Origin of the sequence: Nostoc sp. C052, from assembly GCF_013393905.1 — a bacterium.
Lineage (GTDB): Bacteria > Cyanobacteriota > Cyanobacteriia > Cyanobacteriales > Nostocaceae > Nostoc.
In genome coordinates, this window is record NZ_CP040272.1 from 4,937,527 (window position 1) to 4,954,723 (window position 17,197).

Consider the following 17,197-nt stretch of genomic DNA (forward strand, 5'->3'; position numbering starts at 1 on the left):
CCTAACTCCTAACTCCTAACTCCTAACTCCTAACTATTCCTTCCAATGAGCGCAGAAATTATTTGTGTTGGTACTGAACTGCTGCTAGGAGATATCCTTAACGGCAATGCTCAATTTTTAGCGCAACAATTAGCGCAGCTAGGTATCCCCCACTACTATCAAACAGTGGTTGGGGATAATCCAGAACGGTTGAAGCAAGTTATAGAAATTGCTATTTCTAGAGCGCAAATTCTCATTTTCACTGGTGGACTTGGCCCGACACCAGATGATCTCACCTGCGAAACCATCGCCGATTTTTTTAAAGTCCCATTGATAGAACGCTCTGACATCATCGAAGACATAACCCAAAAATTCGCCCAACGTGGCCGGGTGATGTCACCAAGTAACCGCAAGCAAGCTTTGATTCCCCAAGGTGCAGAAATTCTCCCCAATCCTACTGGAACAGCACCCGGCATTATTTGGCAACCTCGTCCAGAAATTACGATTTTTACTTTTCCTGGTGTTCCCAGTGAAATGCATCCGATGTGGGAAGAAACAGCCGTGCCATTTCTCAAAAGTCAAGGTTGGGGTAAAGAAATTATTCACAGTCGGAGTTTAAAATTTTGGGGTATTGGTGAATCGGCTTTGGCGGAAAAAGTTGCTTCTTATTTGAACTTGCCAAATCCCACAGTCGCCCCTTATGCAGGTAAAGGGGAAGTAAGATTGCGAGTTTCTGCTAAAGCCACTTCTGAAGCAGCCGCAGAAGAACTAATTGCGCCCATTGAGAAACAACTTAAAGAAATTGCCGGACTGGATTTTTACGGCGTTAATAATGATACCCTTGCTTCCGTTGTCGGTGAGTTATTGCGGGCATCAAAAGAAACGCTGTCAGTGGCAGAATCTTGCACTGGTGGCGGTTTAGGGCAAATGTTGACCGATATTTCAGGCAGTTCTGATTACTTTTGGGGTGGAGTAATATCTTATGATAATTCGGTGAAGGTTAGGTTACTGGGGGTTAACCAGGAAGATTTAGATAAATTTGGGGCAGTAAGCGCGATCGTTGCAGAGCAAATGGCAGTTGGAGTTAAAACCCGCCTTGCAACCACTTGGGGATTGAGTATTACTGGAATTGCTGGCCCAAATGGAGGGACAGATACTAAGCCAGTGGGTTTAGTTTACGTTGGTTTAGCTGGGCCAAAGGATGAAGTAGCAAGTTTTGAGTATCAGTTTGGTGCAGCGCGAGGTCGAACTTTAATTCGTTATGTGAGCGCGAATGCAGCGTTGGATAATCTGCGGCGGAAGTTGTTGAGTAGGTAGGAAGTCTATTACGTTTGTCATACAACTTGTATGACAATCGAACCTATTGAAAATCTAATGTTATGTTAAAAAACTCAATTACGAATTACGAATTATGCAGCTATGAGCAAAATTCCCATCCTCCAGCCAAATAACTCGTACACTTTCAGAAACTATTTTGAGATGTCATTCGAGCCAGAAGATATACTGGCTGAATTTGGCTATTCTTTAAAACGTTCCTCTCTGAATCTATAAAAGTCCAGTATTGAATTAGACAGACTCGCAAATCTCAAATCTAGGATTGAGGAGAGTTTGCCATATATTAGTTTGACTAGTGAGGCAGCTCGCAGAGAGTTACTAATTGCCCCCATTTTATTGGATGTTGTTCATTACACTCACGCCCAACTTAGAATCGAATATCCTCTTATAGTTACAGAACAATTAAAAGGTTCCCTTGACTATTATCTTCATGCAGACCATAAACTCTTAGTTGTAGAAGCTAAAAATGCTGATTTGGCAAGGGGTTTTACCCGGCTTGCTGTAGAACTGATTGCTATTGATGCATGGACTGATTCTCAAGAGGCAAATTTACAAGGGGCTGTTTCTACAGGGGATATTTGGCAATTTGGTCTATTAAATCGAGAAAATAGGGAAATAACTCAAGACCTAAATTTATATCGTGTTCCTGCTGACATAGACGACTTGCTTAGGATTTTGGTGGCGATACTGAGCTAATGATGAAACACTATCACATTAATATTTTTTATAGTGAAGAAGATAAGGGCTATATTGCTGATATTCCTGATTTGAAATACTGTTCAGCATTTGGTTTAACTGAAGAAGAAGCGCTTCGTGAAGTCTTGCAAGCAAAAGAAGCATGGTTAGATGCGGCTAAAATGGAGGAAAAACCAATTCCTAAACCGAGATATCGATCGGCAATTTACTAGATAGCCTTATCATTATGAGAAAGGCGATCGCACTTTTGTGTAGAGGTTGCGATCGCCCTATTTCACATACATGGAGAAGACCAAACTTTAACAGCCATATCTGCTAATAATTCTGCTCTTTTATTGATTTCTGTTTCGTTCCATTGTTTCAGATGTTGCAACCCCCGATTCAGACGTAGAGGACTATCTGCGAATCCACCATCTTTTTTATCCCGCTTCTCTATAAACGGGCGATCGCTCAACTCAGGGTTATATCCAGTTAGAGTTAGATTGCCAATAGTGTGTAGATACTTGGCTCTAATTTCTTTCCATTGTTCTCCCAAATCTGCCTGCCATTCTAAAGAAAGATTAGGGTTTTGTGGCATGATATGCTCAATAGTATATTTTTCAACATGGACTAACTCTTTCCGCTCATAATTTTCTAGTTTACGAAGTAGATAGTTGCAACCGCGAAAGTTGTAAATATCCTTAACTACCAACTCTCGACGAAACTCTTCATCACCTGGAAATCTTTTATAACTCTTTTTACTACTCAAAGCAATCTGTAAACTTTCTAAGTAGTTTTCTCGGTCAACTTCTCGGCTTAAAGTTGCAAAACTCTTGTTCATAGAGCTAGTAGAAATGCCACAGATACTCCGCCGAAATACATAGCTTTCCACAAGCCTTAGAATGTTTATAAATTCTTGTCGTGCTATTTTATTTTTATCGTAATCATCATAAAGTTCTATTAAAAATGGATAGGCAACATCTACTCTAAGAGTGTTAATATCTGTAATTAATTGCTTAATTTCTTGGTCTGTTTCCTCAGCAAAAACTAACTTTACAAAATATTTAGAGTAATGGTAAACGTCCGCTACTATGTCTTTGATTAAAGTATCTTTTTTACTTTGTACATAAATCTTAAAGCTACTGTAGACATCTCTAATATTAGGGATAGTTCCTGATTTAGATTTGATGGTCAGATAATCACGAATGAAGCGGTCAAATAACTCAGAATTTCCGGTTTTGTCAAAACTCCTCTCCATTGGATGCCAATAAAGATTGTAAATTTCGTTCTGTTCCTCTGGTTGACGTTTCATCAGTACATAGTTCCGAATCTTGTCTGCTTCCGAAAGCTCAAGTCCTGTGGAATTTAGACTTTCAAATATTAATTGTGGATCGTCACGATCGCGCTCTAGAGAAATTTCTACAATCATTAATTTGCATATACCTCGGTACAGGTTATTGAGGTCAATGTCTAATTTACGAATTTGAGTCTCAAAATATCGGTAGTTATCAACAAGTTGCTGAGATTTATCCTCAGGTATTTCTGTATCTCCTAGAAGCCGAATTAGAGTTTCTCTATCCTTCTGATTTAAAAGTAACTTGTATCGTTCACTACCCTTTGCATGTCTATTAAAAAGATAAAAATCCTCTAGTGCTTCAGAACTAATATCAATTTCTTCATTGCTTGCTTTAATAGCTTTACTTAAAACAGAAAGTAGTAATGAAAGGGTTGTCAAACGTTGTTGACCATCAATAACTAATAATTTAGGTATTACTGCTGTTAAATACACAGTATCTACCATGTAAACTAATGAGCCAATGAAATGCCCTGAAATCTCATTGTCATTAGCAGCACGTAAAATATCATTCCATAGCTGCTGGCATTGAGTAAGTGTCCAACTATAAGGACGCTGATAGATAGGGATAATTAATTGCTTGTTACCTTCTAAAAAGTTGAGAAAGTTGGTTTGAGTAGCTTTCATGGTTTTAGTATCTTATTGGGAAATTGTGGCTATGAAAGCTTCAGCACAAACCGCTCTTAGGTAATCAGCTAGGCTAGATTTAGCTGTGTCATAGTTAGCAGTAGTGAGAAGCTGTCTCATGTCTTAATTCAAGTATTCCCACCAATAAGTTATTGATAACTTTTCTTGCAGAAATTCTATATGAATGTCAACATCTGATTCATATTTCCTCACTAGAAGTGTTATACTTCTGCTGCATTTCCCGTTTACATTCCTAAACAGAAAGTGTTTGACCCGTGTTTACGTTCTTCAGCATTGATATAAAGAGTAATATTTAATACATTACCTCGTGAACCATCAGCCATCTAACTCCTATCCATCAGCACAATTAATCACGGGATCGCTTGCTGTATTCTTCACAGTTTGTTACAAAAGTACAAAGAACTTCTAGAGACCAAAAACCACATGTTCGGCGGACTTACTGGTTTACAAGATCCTAAAGGCACAGATTGGGGAGAGCGGATGCTCAACACAGTCGCCAGCCAAACGATTCGCCACTTGTTTACGCAAAGCGAGTCAGTAGAAGTCTCTGTGCGCTGCTACCCCTCCAGCAAACTGTTGCAAGGCAGCATCGATAGCTTCAAAATGAGCGGTCGTGGCTTGGTGATTCGCAAAGATTTCGCAGTAGAGGAGATGTCTTTTGAAACTGATGCGGTGGCTATTGACTTCGGCTCGGTTTTAAGTGGCAAACTCAGCCTTAAGCAACCGACTCAAGCGATCGCTCAAGTCATATTATCAGAAGCAGGCATCAACCAAGCCTTTAACGCGGAACTGGTGAAAAAGCGCCTGCTTAACCTCACCGTACCATCACTAACGGCATTATCTGGCGGCGAACCAGTCTCCTTTACGGATGTTCAGATACAGCTATTGCCAGAAAACCGGTTGCAGCTTGTAGCAAAAGCAGATTTAAACAATGGTGAACTTGTACCTCTGAGCATGATCCTAGCTATAAGCATTGAAAGGCGGCGGCGAGTTTCTTTCAAAGATCCGAAAATTCAGCTTGACCAAGTACCAGAAGCACAACGGGAAATCTCACAAACCTTGAGTGTGGCACTGGTAGAAATTTTAGATAATATGGTTGATCTTGATCGCTTTGACCTCGATGGAGTAAAAATGCGGCTCAACCGATTAGAAACTGAAGGTCAAAAACTTATTTTCAGTGGATATGCTGAAATTGAACGTATTCCACATAGCAGTTGATATAATTTTGTCACGCAAAAAAGTAAAGTTTTTCTGAGCGGCTTTGCGTGAAGCTTTATACAAATTAAATACCGCCTAGATCATTCTAGACGGTACTGTAAATCTTTAAATTTTGAACGGAGTTAGAAGTTCTTGATTATTCCTAACTCCTAAATCTTTATCTTCCCACGCCTACATATTGGAATCCAGCGCGTATAAGTGTTTCAGGGTCGAGGAAGTTACGACCATCAATGATAACGGGATGAGCCATCAATTTTGCCATCTTCACATAGTCAAGAGTGCTAAACTGCTGCCATTCCGTGACCAGTACCAAAGCATCGCAGCCATCAGCTAATCTTTCGGCATCGGTTTCTACTAACACACCAGAAAGCCCATGACGCAGACCTGTTTGGGAAACAATGGGGTCGTAGGCTTTGACTTTAGCTCCCAGTCTATTTAGCTGCTCAATTAGGTTGAGTGCTGGGGCGTCGCGCAAGTCGTCGGTATCTGGTTTGAAGGTTAGTCCTAGTAGTCCGACTGTTTTGCCTTTGAGAATTTTTAGAACTTGCTGGAGTTTTTCTAAAGCAATCAACCGCTGACGTTCGTTGACACTGACAGCAGCTTTGAGTAATTGGGCTTCATAGCCATAATCATCAGCAGTGTGAATCAGAGCAGAGACATCTTTGGGGAAGCATGAACCACCCCAACCAATACCAGCTTGTAAAAACTTGTTGCCAATGCGGGAATCTAAACCAATACCCTTAGCTACTTGGGTAACATCAGCACCGACGCGATCGCAAATATTAGCGACTTCGTTAATAAAACTAATTTTAGTGGCTAAAAAGGCATTAGCGGCGTATTTAATCATCTCCGCCGAACTGAGGTCTGTTGCCAAAATTGGCACAGGGGGTAAAGATTGATCGGCAGCAAACTTACGTTCGACAATTGGGGCGTACAATTGTTGCATCAAGGCTACTGCCCTTTGACTATTGCCCCCTAGTACAATGCGATCGGGGTTGAAGGTGTCGTAAACTGCCGAACCTTCGCGTAAAAACTCTGGATTGCTGACTACATCAAACTCGGCTACAAATTCAGGTAATTTCTCATCACTCGGCACTCCACCTGCGGGTATCAGTGTTTTCTGCCGCTCTGCAACACCATCTAGAACAAGCATCCGCACCCAATCACCTGAGCCAATGGGTACTGTAGATTTATTCACTATGACTTTATAACCACCGTTGAGATTTTCTCCAATCCCACGGGCTACAGCTTCGACATAACGAGTATCACTTTCACCTGTGGGTAAAGGTGGTGTTCCCACAGCAATAAACAGAATTTCGCCGTGGGAAACTCCAGCAGCAAGATCGCTAGTAAAATGAATCTTCTCTGTTTGAATGGCAGACTGCATAATTTCTGAGAGTCCCGGCTCAAAAATTGGGGACTGCCCAGACTTCATTAACTTAACTTTTTCTTCGTTGTTATCTACGCAAATTACATCATGCCCAATATGAGCCAAACAAGCACCTGTAACCAAACCAACGTAACCAGTACCAATCACGCAAACACGCATTTTTTAACTCCTCACTTTTTTGGGCTTAGTCTTCAACAAGAAGTTCTTAATTTGACACTTACACAAATGGCAGTAAACTCAGCCACTAAGCATATTAGTTATCGGGGATGAGCCTATATGAAAAATCAGAGTGACACGAGATGCCACTCAGCTGATTGAATTATTGACATCGCTTTGAATGCGATCGCGAAAATCTTCTATTGTCAGTTTTAACCCGTCTTGCAGAGGAATGGTAGGTTCCCAATTTAACCAAGTTTTTGCCTTTGTGATATCAGGCTGGCGACGCCGGGGATCATCCGAAGGTAGTGCCTCGAACTTAATCTCCGCGTCTGGATTGATCATATTTTGCACGGTTTGTGCTAATTGTAAAATCGTGTATTCACCAGGATTGCCCAAGTTAACTGGGCCAATGTAGTCGCTATTCATGAGGCGGATGAATCCTTCTACCAAATCGGAAACGTAGCAGAAACTACGAGTTTGCGAACCATCACCGTATACGGTTAAAGGATTACCACGCAAGGCTTGAACGATAAAGTTGCTTACTACCCGACCATCGTTTTCTAACATTCTTGGCCCGTAGGTGTTGAATATCCGCACAACTCGAATATCAACTTTATTTTGCCTGTAGTAATCAAATGCTAAAGTCTCAGCAATTCTTTTACCTTCGTCGTAGCATGAACGTATCCCAATGGGATTGACGCTACCTCTATACTCTTCTGTCTGGGGATGGACTTCTGGATCTCCGTATACTTCACTAGTTGAGGCTAAGAAAAACCTGGCTTTTACACGTTTTGCCAGCCCCAACATATTCAGTGTTCCTATTACGTTAGTTTTAACGGTTTTAACTGGGTTGTACTGGTAATGTACCGGTGAAGCTGGACAAGCTAAATGATAAATTTGATCCACTTCTAACCGAATTGGTTCGGTTATGTCGTGGCGAATTAGTTCAAAGTACGGGTGACCTAACCATTTAAGAATGTTGCGTTTGTGACCAGTGTAAAAATTATCCAAGCATATTAATTCATGCCCAGCAGCCATTAGTCGGTCGATGAGATGGGAACCAATAAACCCAGCACCGCCCGTTACCAAAATTCTCATAGTTTCCCAGTTACTTACAAATATTTTCAGTAGCTATTGCACTTACTTTTAGATTACCCAGCTTGGGTACAAAAATACAAAACAAAAAAAAAGAACAAGGTTCAATCAAAAAGTGTTGTTGAACCTACCTAGTTTTTGCGAATGTAATTTTGTGATATTTTTACCTATTTCCTGAAGAATTTAATTAGCAAAGTAACAAACATTGTTAGAAAATTGTTGTTTTTTTACCTGAGCTTTATCAAATCTTCAACAAAAATAAAGTCTTTTTAAGATTAGTGAGATTTTTAGTTGGATAAAAGTTAGTCGGGAGTGGGTTGACACCCCAAGTCACTCAAGTAGACTGAACTATAGCTGATATTATACAGCAGATGTAATGCTGGTAGCTGTATTAGAAGTAATTACATTAGTTTGAGTACGTTGCGGTTCTCCAAGCATGACTATGGAGCAGGTGAGTTGTCTGGCTAACTGGGTTGTGACATCGCTAATGGCTAACCCTCCAGGACTGGTACGATTACGTATAAAAGGTAAAACTACTAAATCATATAATCGTGCTGCCTGCAAAATTGCTTGGGCAACATTTTCGTGAGCGATGATTTGAATTTCTGGGGTATTGGCCAAAGCCAATTTAGATACTAATAGGGAAAGGTGCGATCGCCTCCAAGCGATTTTACTGGAACTAGTGCGGCGATCGCACACATTCAGCACAGTAATATGGCTCTGATTTGCCTCTGCTAGCATCTGGGCAAATTGTACGGGCTGTAATGTTGGCGCTGTTAAATTTTCTATAGGTACTAGAATACGCTGAATTTTTTTCGGTGATTCTACTAGACGTGTCACCGCGACTGGACAATGGGATGCCCAAAGCACGCCATCAATCACATTTCCAAATAAACGCGCTCGTAACCCAGTCCGTTTACCCCAACCCATAACAATTAAATTAGCCTTTTGTTCGCGAGCCGCTCTGCTAATTCCTTGAGCAAAGGCATCATCAATTCGCAGTACTGGTTCTGCGGCTACACCCAAAGCTCGACTTTGTGCGGTGGCTTTGGTCAATAACCACTCACTCCGTTGTAGATATGTTTCTAACTGCGGTGCATCCATCTGAGCAGCAGCATTAGCGATCGCTAGCGGTATAATTTTCCCCTGAGACTGACGCGCTAATAACGCTGCCATTTCAATTAAATACTGCTGAGTATGAGGATTATATACAGGTACAACTATAGTAAAAGCACTGTCTGTCTCTGGTGCGTTCTGATCGGGTAGGGGTGGTGTTGGATCTTCGGCTGGTGAAGAATTTAAACCAACAGCTATTCGACTGGTCAGCAACGGCCCCAAGGTTGATGTCACAAGCATTAAAACAATGACACTGTGTAATACTGCTAGTGGCAGCAATCCAGCCCGATATCCCACTAACGTCGCTGCTAAGGTTGTACCAACTTGGGGAATTGATAGCGACCACATCGTTAGTATTTCTTGCCACTTGTAGCGGTAAAGCAGTTTTGTTAACAAAGCTGCAATCAATTTGCTGACAATCAAACTAACTATCATTAACAGCGTTAACTTGAGTGTGTCTAGGTTGTTCCCAAAAGCGGGTAGATCGATCAGTAACCCAAGGTCAACAAAGAAAATGGGAATGAACAGCACACTGCCAATAAATACTACCTTTTCTTTGACTGGGCCTGCACCCACAGCTTCATTCACCGCTAAACCTGCTAAAAAGGCACCAACAATTTTTTCTACCCCAATTAATTGAGCGCCCACAGCTGCTAGAAACACAGAAAGCAACACAAACAAAAACTTGTTTCCTTCATCGTCTCCAGACCGCTTGAAAAATTCTTTGCCGGCCCAATCAAAGCCGGTCACAACGGCCACAGAGTAAATAGTTAACCAACCCGACAAGGTGAGTAGTTTAGCAAAGCTAAATGTCCCAGCATGAGCGATCGCTACAGTCAGGGCTAATATCAGCACTGCGCCAATATCTGTAAAAATTGTCGCTCCAATGGTGACAGTAACAGCTTCGTTGTTTACCACTCCCAAACGGCTGATTATCGGATATGCCAAAAGGGTATAGGAAGCGAATAAAGAGCCAATTAAAATTGAAGTGTTCCAGCCATAGCCGAAAACTAGCCCTAGTGAAGTTCCCATTACCAGAGGTACACTGAAAGTCAAGCTAGCAAAACCCAAGGCGCGACCTTTTCTTTGGCGGAACTTTTCGAGATCGATTTCTAGCCCTGCGACAAACAGCAAATAAATTAACCCAATGTCTGATAGTAGGTTAATCATTGGTGAGTCAGGCTGAAATAGATTCCAGCCTGAGGGCCCAAGTACTAGCCCTGAGAAAACCAAACCCACTAATCCTGGTAATCTTAGTCGTTCAAACATGATGGGTATAACTAAGATAACCACCAACAAAATAGCAAAGGGAACAATGGGTTCCTTGCCAAGAACTTGGGAGGTTGGTTCCAGAACAAGAACTTGTGATAAGAGTTCCATAGATAGGAATTGAAGGGGCTATGGTAAAACTGCGATTACCTTGGGGCGATCGCCTGAGCGATATAAATGGAGAAGCCACCTGACGAGAAATCGAAAATCTTAACTTACACTAACTAGGTAATTGTCTCAGAATTAACTACCTACGGGTGGATTTGACTCAAAATGAACCGCAAGCGATCGTAGTCGTCTTTAAGTAGCACACTTAAGCTACGTCCAGCTTTAATTAACCATTCTCGGTCAGCTTTGCGTAACTGGTATACATCTCGAATCGCAGCTGCGGTTAAAGACTCTATAGGCGCACCATTGATGCAAAGTAGTGTCCGTAAAAAATCTAGTTCTTCAGTAAATTTAATGATAGCTTCTGGTTCACATCGATAAACAGCTTGATGAATTTGCGGGGGACGAGGTGGAAGATACTGATATACTCTTTGGTTATAACTTTGATTTTGCGAAGATAGTTCAAATCCCACGATCGCAGCCCGAAATTCTGTGCGGAGCATAGCAAATATTTGGGGTTGTTCCTCCCGTAAGTCTTGCAAGGACAACCCCAACGCCCTCGCCCGATGTACGGAATCTATGGGCATAGTTGTGGCATAATACACTACGGCATAAATTTGATTGCCAGATTCTTCATCCACAGAACAGACCCAACTACCAAAGGGTGGCATAGAGGGAAAGCTTAAATCTTCCGGTTCCAAACACTGAGCTAAAAATTCCGTACTAGTAGTTTCAATCACCTCCGCAATGTGGTTGGGATGGCGATCGCCAGTGGCAAACTGTGGTAAAGGGAGGCGCATAACAGTGCTGAGTTAGGAGTTAAGAGTTATGAGTTAGGAGTTGAGGAATCATAACTCCTAACTCCTAACTTCTAACTCCTAACTAATTTTATTTGGCTTTTTTACGTCCGGCTGTGGTTTCTACGAGTTCCAATTCACTCAGACGGAAGGTAACTAATTTATCCCAGTTACCACCTTCAAATAATACAGCTACTTTGCCATCACTCAGCCGTTGCACGAGTCCTTCGTAGCGATAATAGGTATCTGCGGGATTGTTGACGCGAACAGTTGCTCCAGGCAGAATCATGTTTTTAGCCTCGCTTGTTTCCTTTTAATAGCTTAATACTTGTTAATAGTCATTGGTCATTGGTTCTTACAAATGACCAATGACGAATCAATAATACTTCTGCCTTTGTCGAAAATTTGCTACCGATTCTACTATTCCTAAGGAAATGAAGTTAGTCAGCATAGCAGAACGCCCATAACTCATCCAAGGTAGGGGAATTCCTGCTACAGGCGCTAAACCAACAGTCATGCCAACGTTGACAATCACCTGAAAGACAATCATCGACAAAACGCCAATAGCCAACAAGGAACCAAAGTTGTCTTTGGCTGTTTGGGCAATATGCAGTAGACGCCAGCAAATTAAACAGAAAACAAATAATACTACCAAACAACCAATAAAACCGAATTCTTCGCCCACTGCGGAGAAAATAAAGTCTGTATGCTGTTCAGGGACGAAATTTAGTTGCGTCATTGGACCTTTGAACAAACCCCATCCCCAAACTTCACCAGCACCAATAGCAATACGAGATTGAATTAGGTGATACCCAGCACCAAGAGGATCGTGATCGGGGTCCATAAATACAGTTAACCGATTTTTTTGATACGGTTTCAAAATATGGTTCCAAGCGAAAACACCTAATTCGCCACCCAGTATATTAAGAGTCCACGCACTGATCGCGCCAAAACCAAATCGACGCCAGGGAAGAGTTTGCCAGCCCACAATCGCCATGGCCACTGACCAAATTAGCCCTAATGGGCCAAAAGATAGTTCTTTGAGTAAAACTACTGGCTCTGCAAATGGCCAAGATATACTAAACAAAATGGCGGCAACCACTGGAGAAATCATCAGAATTAACCAACCGGGGTTAGCATTTGCCCAATAAAGCATTCCTAAAACGATCGCACCAAATACCATTGATGTTGCTAAATCTGGCTGTAAAAATACTAATCCCCAAGGTATGGCGGTGATTGCTAGAACACGGAAAACACCTTCCAGACTAGAAGCAGTGTTCCTGTGTAACAACGCTGCTAAGGTGATGATCATGCCGACTTTGGCAAATTCTGAGGGTTGCACGTTAAAGCCAGCGAAACTAATCCACCGCTGCGCCCCTTTGGCGCTAGTACCAGCAATCATCACGGCAATTAAACTGAAGTTCGTTAGTGAGTATGTTACCCAGTGCCACTGCATCAAGAGTTCGTAACGGATACGAGATAAAAACAGGGCTATAAGCACACCGATACCAGCTACCAACCAGTGCCACCACCAGTCAGTTACCGGCTGCTTCAGTTCCGTACTGAGAATCATAGTGCCGCCAAAAATACTGATAGCTATAGGCAAGCAAAATAGTAGCCAATCTACAGACTGCCAGGGTTTAACCCAAGACTTCCAGCGAATTTTGGGGAGCGATCTTTTTAACAACATTGTGTCAGTTTAGACTTTGATTGTTGGGGATTGGGGATTGGGGACTGGGGCTTGGAGATTGAGGACTGGGGATTGGAGATTGATTATTTCTCCCTCATCCTCCCCTGCTCCCTGCCCCCTGCTCCTCTGCTTCCTCATACCCCATGCCCAATCCCTAGTATTCCCAAGCTATAGCCCAGGAAGTAGATAGAAATTAAAATTAATTTATGTCAAAGCGGCAACTGATACTTTACCAGCAATGGTAAGAGCGATCGCTGTTAATGCTTTTGCCGAAGCTGAATCTGGCTCACCGACAACTATTGGTACACCACTGTCACCACCAACTCGTGTGGAAATCTCTAGTGGTACGCACCCTAACAATGGCACTCCCAATTCTGTGGCTGTTTTGGAGCCACCACCGGAACCAAAGATGTCATATTGCTTATCTGGTTGATCGGGGGGGATAAAATAGCTCATATTTTCCACAATCCCTAATACCGGGACATTCATCTGCTGGAACATTCGCAATCCCTTGCGAGAATCTAACAGGGCTACGTTTTGCGGCGTGGTGACAATTACTGCCCCTGCCATCGGCACTGCTTGAGTTAAAGTTAACTGAGCATCTCCGGTTCCCGGTGGCATATCTACAATTAAATAATCCAGTTCTCCCCATTCAACTTGATAGAGAAACTGGCGGATTACACCATTGAGCATAGGCCCTCGCCAAATTACTGGTTGATCTCGGTCAATCAAAAACCCCATCGAAACTAATTTGACGCCGTGATTAAAAGCAGGTTCCAGAATGTCACCTGTTTCAGTAGAACGCACAACGATTTGGGCATCAGATAGACCCAGCATGGTGGGGTCATTAGGGCCATAGATATCAGCATCTAGCAAACCAACTTTCGCCCCAGTTTGAGCTAGAGCTACTGCAACATTAACCGCCACCGTACTTTTACCAACGCCACCTTTGCCGCTGGAAACAGCAATGATATTTTTCACCCCAGAAATGCCAGTGCGGTCAGGTAAACTTTTTTGCTGCGGTGTTTCTGCCGTCACTTCTATGCTGACATCTGTAACGCCTGGGAGTTTTTTGACAGCTTTCTGACAGTCTTCGACAATAAATTCACGTAAAGGACAGGCAGGGGTGGTTAACACTAAAGTGAAACTAACCTTACCACCGTCAATTGTGACGTTGCGAATCATGTTTAGTTCTACCAAACTTTTACGGAGTTCTGGGTCTTCTACTGGTCGCAAAACTTCTAAGACAGACTGGGAATCGAGGACATCGTACATAAAAATTCAAAATTCAAAATGAATAAATACAATTGTGGGGAACGTCTTAGCTATTAACTGGATGCTTTCTTAAGTAAGGTCAGCTTAGTGTTATCACTGTCACTGCCGTAATAAAACTTAGCAAATAGCATTATTACCTAATTAGGATCTTAACTTTCTTTGGGCATTGGGCATGAAGAAGAGACAAGGGAGACAAGGAAGAGACTATTCAATAATTCCCCCTTGTACCCCTTGTCCTCCTTGTCCCCCTTGTCCCCCTTGTCCCTTACCCCTTATCCCCAGAGGTGAACCACCTTCCCCACTCCCTAAAAATCAAAACAACTGTCATTAAGGGATTTTTTCTTACCAGATACCGCTGGTAATGCTGTCTTTTCTACAGCCTCGACTAAAGACCGTGCAACGCGGTCTGCGTAAGGACGGGATAAAGACCAAATCAAGGGCGATAACCAACCCCGTAGCGTTACAGAATAAGATAAACAAGTACCACAAACCGTTGACTCTACTTGGTAAGTTACCCGTTCTTCTATTCCCGGAATCGCCATCACTCGGATACTCAGCATCTCTTTAGGATTGACGCGTTCTACAAAAATTCTGATGGGAATTGGCGAAAAGCGTGTTACAGCTTGAAAAATTAATCCTGGTTTGGGTACTAATCCGTGGGGTACATTAGTACTCTTAAGTTGTGGATGCCAGGAAACATCTGTTAAGTCAACCACTTTTTGCCACAGTTCATCTACAGAAGCAGAACTAATCTCTCGATATGTCCACACCAGAGAAGCGCAAAAACGACGACGTTTGCGGTGGATGAATTTGGATAACCAACCTTGCATTTTCCTAATCCTCCTCCCTAGACACTTTCTGGTAACTCTGGTATGGTGTGCAACTACGATTAACCCCTAAATTAACGTGAGTTTGACAGACCTCTCCCTGCCTTGAACTAAAGTTCAAGTCTGTCCCTCTCCGAGTCGGAGAGGGACAGGTTTTGCGTAGTAAAACCTTCTTAGAGGTCTTTTGGGTGAACATGATATGAGCAGTCGAACTCACGTTAAATTAAAACTTTCTCAAAAATGTCCTAAACATAGCAAGCCTTGATTTGGTACAGACCCTAACAGGTAAGATAGTGAAACCCTTGATACCTCAAGCTTAAGACTAAAATTTAGTCTTTATATCAAAATATTCCAATTAAGAATTTCAAAAAAAACTAATTCAATATACAAGCCTATACGCATTTGAGGGAAAATAACTCTAGTGATGCCCATCAATCGTATAAATGCTTAACCAGTAAGAAAAAAGCGGGTTGGGCAAATAGAGGTAGATTGTTGGCGCGTGTTTCCCCCAAATTTTAAAATGAAAAATTTGTGGCTTTCTGGAAATTGTAATTTAGGTTCGGGAATCTATGTTGACCAACTCGCAAACACCAACTGTAGAATCAGTATCATCCAAGTCTTTGCCCGCAGCTGACGCTCAAATTAGGGTCAGTCAGTTTATGAAACAACTGCAAGACGAAATTACTGAATCATTAGCAAAACTAGATGGTGTAGCTAAGTTTCATGAAGATAGTTGGGAACGCCCAGAAGGAGGGGGAGGGCGATCGCGCGTGCTGCGAGATGGTGCAATATTTGAACAAGCAGGTGTAAACTTTTCTGAAGTTTGGGGTTCCCATTTGCCAGCCTCAATTTTAGCCCAACGCCCGGAAGCAGCAGGGCATGGCTTTTATGCAACAGGCACTTCAATGGTGTTACATCCTCATAATCCTTACGTGCCAACAGTTCATCTAAATTATCGCTACTTTGAAGCGGGGCCAGTCTGGTGGTTTGGTGGCGGTTTAGACTTGACACCTTATTACCCCTTTGCTGAAGATGCGACACATTTACACAAGACATTAAAGCAGGCTTGCGACCAGCACCACCCAGAGTATTATCCGGTGTTTAAGAAGTGGTGTGATGAATATTTCTACCTCAAGCATCGTGACGAGACAAGGGGTGTAGGTGGTCTGTTTTTTGATTACCAAGATGGCCAGGGTGCTTTATATCGCGGGCCAAATCCCAATGGGGAAGCGGCTATTTATAGCAACGAGGTAGGAACACCAGCAACCCGCAATTGGGAAGATTTGTTTAGCTTTGTACAAGGCTGTGGCAGAGCATTTTTACCCGCTTATGTACCAATTGTAGAACGACGACATGGGATGGAGTATGGCGATCGCCAACGGAATTTTCAACTCTACCGCCGGGGAAGGTATGTAGAATTTAACTTGGTTTATGACCGAGGCACCATTTTTGGTCTGCAAACCAATGGACGCACCGAATCAATTCTTATGTCTCTACCACCCTTAGTCCGTTGGGAATATGGCTATCAACCGGAACCAAATTCCCCCGAAGCCGAGTTGTATGAAACCTTCTTGAAACCTCAAGATTGGATCAATTGGAAATAATGGGGAATAGGGAATAGGGAGTTATGATAATTATCCTGATCTTCTCCCAGTTTCCAGTCCCCAATCCTCATTACCCCTTATCCCCAGAGGGGTCCCACCTTCCCCAATCCCCAATCCCTACTTCCCACTATTTTCCTGAGTTAAACTACTAGAGTTAAGCACTTAGCAGAAAAAGGTGACAATTTTAGCTATAGCTTGTTAATCTCAAGTGACAGCATTAGAAAATTCTGCGAGTAGTTAATCTTAAGAGAAATGTCACGGGGAGGACTTTAGTGATTCATATAGACCAAAAAACTTATACAACCCAAGACGGAAACACCGTTATTATCCTGACACCAGCAGGCCGTCTTGATATTACCACTGCTTGGCAATTTCGCCTGAAGTTACAGGAGTGTATTTCCAAACTCAGTCGCCATGTAGTTGTAAATCTGGCTCAGGTAAATTTTATTGATAGTTCTGGTCTTACGTCTTTGGTGGCTGGAATGCGTGATGCTGATAAAGTCAAGGGCAGTTTCCGCATCTGCAATGTACATCCAGAAGCCAAACTTGTGTTTGAAGTGACGATGATGGATACTGTTTTTGAAATTTTTGAAACAGAAGATGAAGCTTTAGAAGGTGTACCTCGTAGCATTGCCAGCTAAAAAAGAGTTAGGAGTTA

At 42.3% G+C, this 17,197-nt stretch carries 14 protein-coding genes and 1 pseudogene; 6 read left to right on the plus strand and 9 right to left on the minus strand.

The window, feature by feature from the left end; all coding sequences use genetic code 11:
- Positions 1-45 precede the first annotated feature (45 nt).
- The 3 genes and pseudogenes from FD723_RS20295 (at position 46) to FD723_RS20305 (ending at position 2,222) form a co-directional block, all read left to right on the plus strand.
- On the plus strand, positions 46-1,296 hold the full coding sequence (locus tag FD723_RS20295) for a competence/damage-inducible protein A (protein WP_179066953.1): 1,251 nt from the start codon (positions 46-48) through the stop codon (positions 1,294-1,296).
- A 102-nt stretch (positions 1,297-1,398) separates the two neighbouring features.
- Positions 1,399-2,010 (plus strand): annotated as a pseudogene (locus FD723_RS20300) (hypothetical protein).
- Positions 2,010-2,222, plus strand: a complete 213-nt coding sequence (locus tag FD723_RS20305) for a type II toxin-antitoxin system HicB family antitoxin (protein ID WP_256874878.1) — start codon at positions 2,010-2,012, stop codon at positions 2,220-2,222. Before FD723_RS20300 ends, FD723_RS20305 begins: the two are co-directional and overlap by 1 nt.
- A 62-nt stretch (positions 2,223-2,284) precedes the next feature.
- Here the strand turns inward: FD723_RS20305 and FD723_RS20310 are convergent, their stop codons facing one another.
- Positions 2,285-3,970, minus strand: a complete 1,686-nt coding sequence (locus tag FD723_RS20310) for a DUF262 domain-containing protein (protein ID WP_179066954.1) — start codon at positions 3,968-3,970, stop codon at positions 2,285-2,287.
- Between the two features lie 444 nt (positions 3,971-4,414).
- Here FD723_RS20310 and FD723_RS20315 point away from each other — a divergent pair, with 444 nt between their 5' ends.
- Complete coding sequence (locus FD723_RS20315; RefSeq protein ID WP_179066955.1) at positions 4,415-5,209, plus strand: DUF2993 domain-containing protein; 795 nt, start codon at positions 4,415-4,417, stop codon at positions 5,207-5,209.
- Between the two features lie 157 nt (positions 5,210-5,366).
- Here FD723_RS20315 and FD723_RS20320 read toward each other — a convergent pair whose 3' ends face one another.
- The 8 genes from FD723_RS20320 to FD723_RS20355 form a co-directional block, all read right to left on the minus strand.
- Positions 5,367-6,758 (minus strand): UDP-glucose/GDP-mannose dehydrogenase family protein, encoded by a 1,392-nt coding sequence (locus tag FD723_RS20320; RefSeq protein ID WP_179066956.1) that lies wholly within the window; start codon positions 6,756-6,758, stop codon positions 5,367-5,369.
- A 147-nt stretch (positions 6,759-6,905) separates the two neighbouring features.
- A complete protein-coding gene (locus FD723_RS20325; protein WP_179066957.1) occupies positions 6,906-7,856 on the minus strand; it encodes a UDP-glucuronic acid decarboxylase family protein in 951 nt (316 codons plus the stop codon).
- 357 nt (positions 7,857-8,213) lie between these two features.
- Positions 8,214-10,349 carry a cation:proton antiporter gene (locus tag FD723_RS20330; protein ID WP_179066958.1) on the minus strand — a complete coding sequence of 712 codons (2,136 nt, stop codon included), beginning with the start codon at positions 10,347-10,349 and terminating at the stop codon, positions 8,214-8,216.
- A 140-nt stretch (positions 10,350-10,489) separates the two neighbouring features.
- Positions 10,490-11,146 carry an HAS-barrel domain-containing protein gene (locus FD723_RS20335; RefSeq protein ID WP_179066959.1) on the minus strand — a complete coding sequence of 219 codons (657 nt, stop codon included), beginning with the start codon at positions 11,144-11,146 and terminating at the stop codon, positions 10,490-10,492.
- 88 nt (positions 11,147-11,234) lie between these two features.
- Positions 11,235-11,432 carry an NAD(P)H dehydrogenase subunit NdhS gene (locus FD723_RS20340; protein ID WP_179066960.1) on the minus strand — a complete coding sequence of 66 codons (198 nt, stop codon included), beginning with the start codon at positions 11,430-11,432 and terminating at the stop codon, positions 11,235-11,237.
- An 87-nt stretch (positions 11,433-11,519) separates the two neighbouring features.
- Positions 11,520-12,833 (minus strand): rod shape-determining protein RodA, encoded by a 1,314-nt coding sequence (rodA, locus tag FD723_RS20345; protein ID WP_179066961.1) that lies wholly within the window; start codon positions 12,831-12,833, stop codon positions 11,520-11,522.
- Between the two features lie 204 nt (positions 12,834-13,037).
- Positions 13,038-14,108: an Mrp/NBP35 family ATP-binding protein gene (locus tag FD723_RS20350; RefSeq protein WP_179066962.1), complete on the minus strand. Its 1,071-nt coding sequence runs from the start codon at positions 14,106-14,108 to the stop codon at positions 13,038-13,040.
- A 305-nt stretch (positions 14,109-14,413) separates the two neighbouring features.
- Complete coding sequence (locus FD723_RS20355) at positions 14,414-14,938, minus strand: SRPBCC family protein (RefSeq protein WP_179066963.1); 525 nt, start codon at positions 14,936-14,938, stop codon at positions 14,414-14,416.
- Positions 14,939-15,504: 566 nt separating this feature from the next.
- On the opposite strand from FD723_RS20355, the gene hemF reads away from it, so the two are divergent.
- A complete protein-coding gene (gene hemF / locus FD723_RS20360; protein WP_179066964.1) occupies positions 15,505-16,539 on the plus strand; it encodes an oxygen-dependent coproporphyrinogen oxidase in 1,035 nt (344 codons plus the stop codon).
- A gap of 272 nt (positions 16,540-16,811) precedes the next feature.
- Complete coding sequence (locus FD723_RS20365; RefSeq protein ID WP_179066965.1) at positions 16,812-17,180, plus strand: STAS domain-containing protein; 369 nt, start codon at positions 16,812-16,814, stop codon at positions 17,178-17,180.
- The last annotated feature ends 17 nt before the right edge of the window (positions 17,181-17,197 follow it).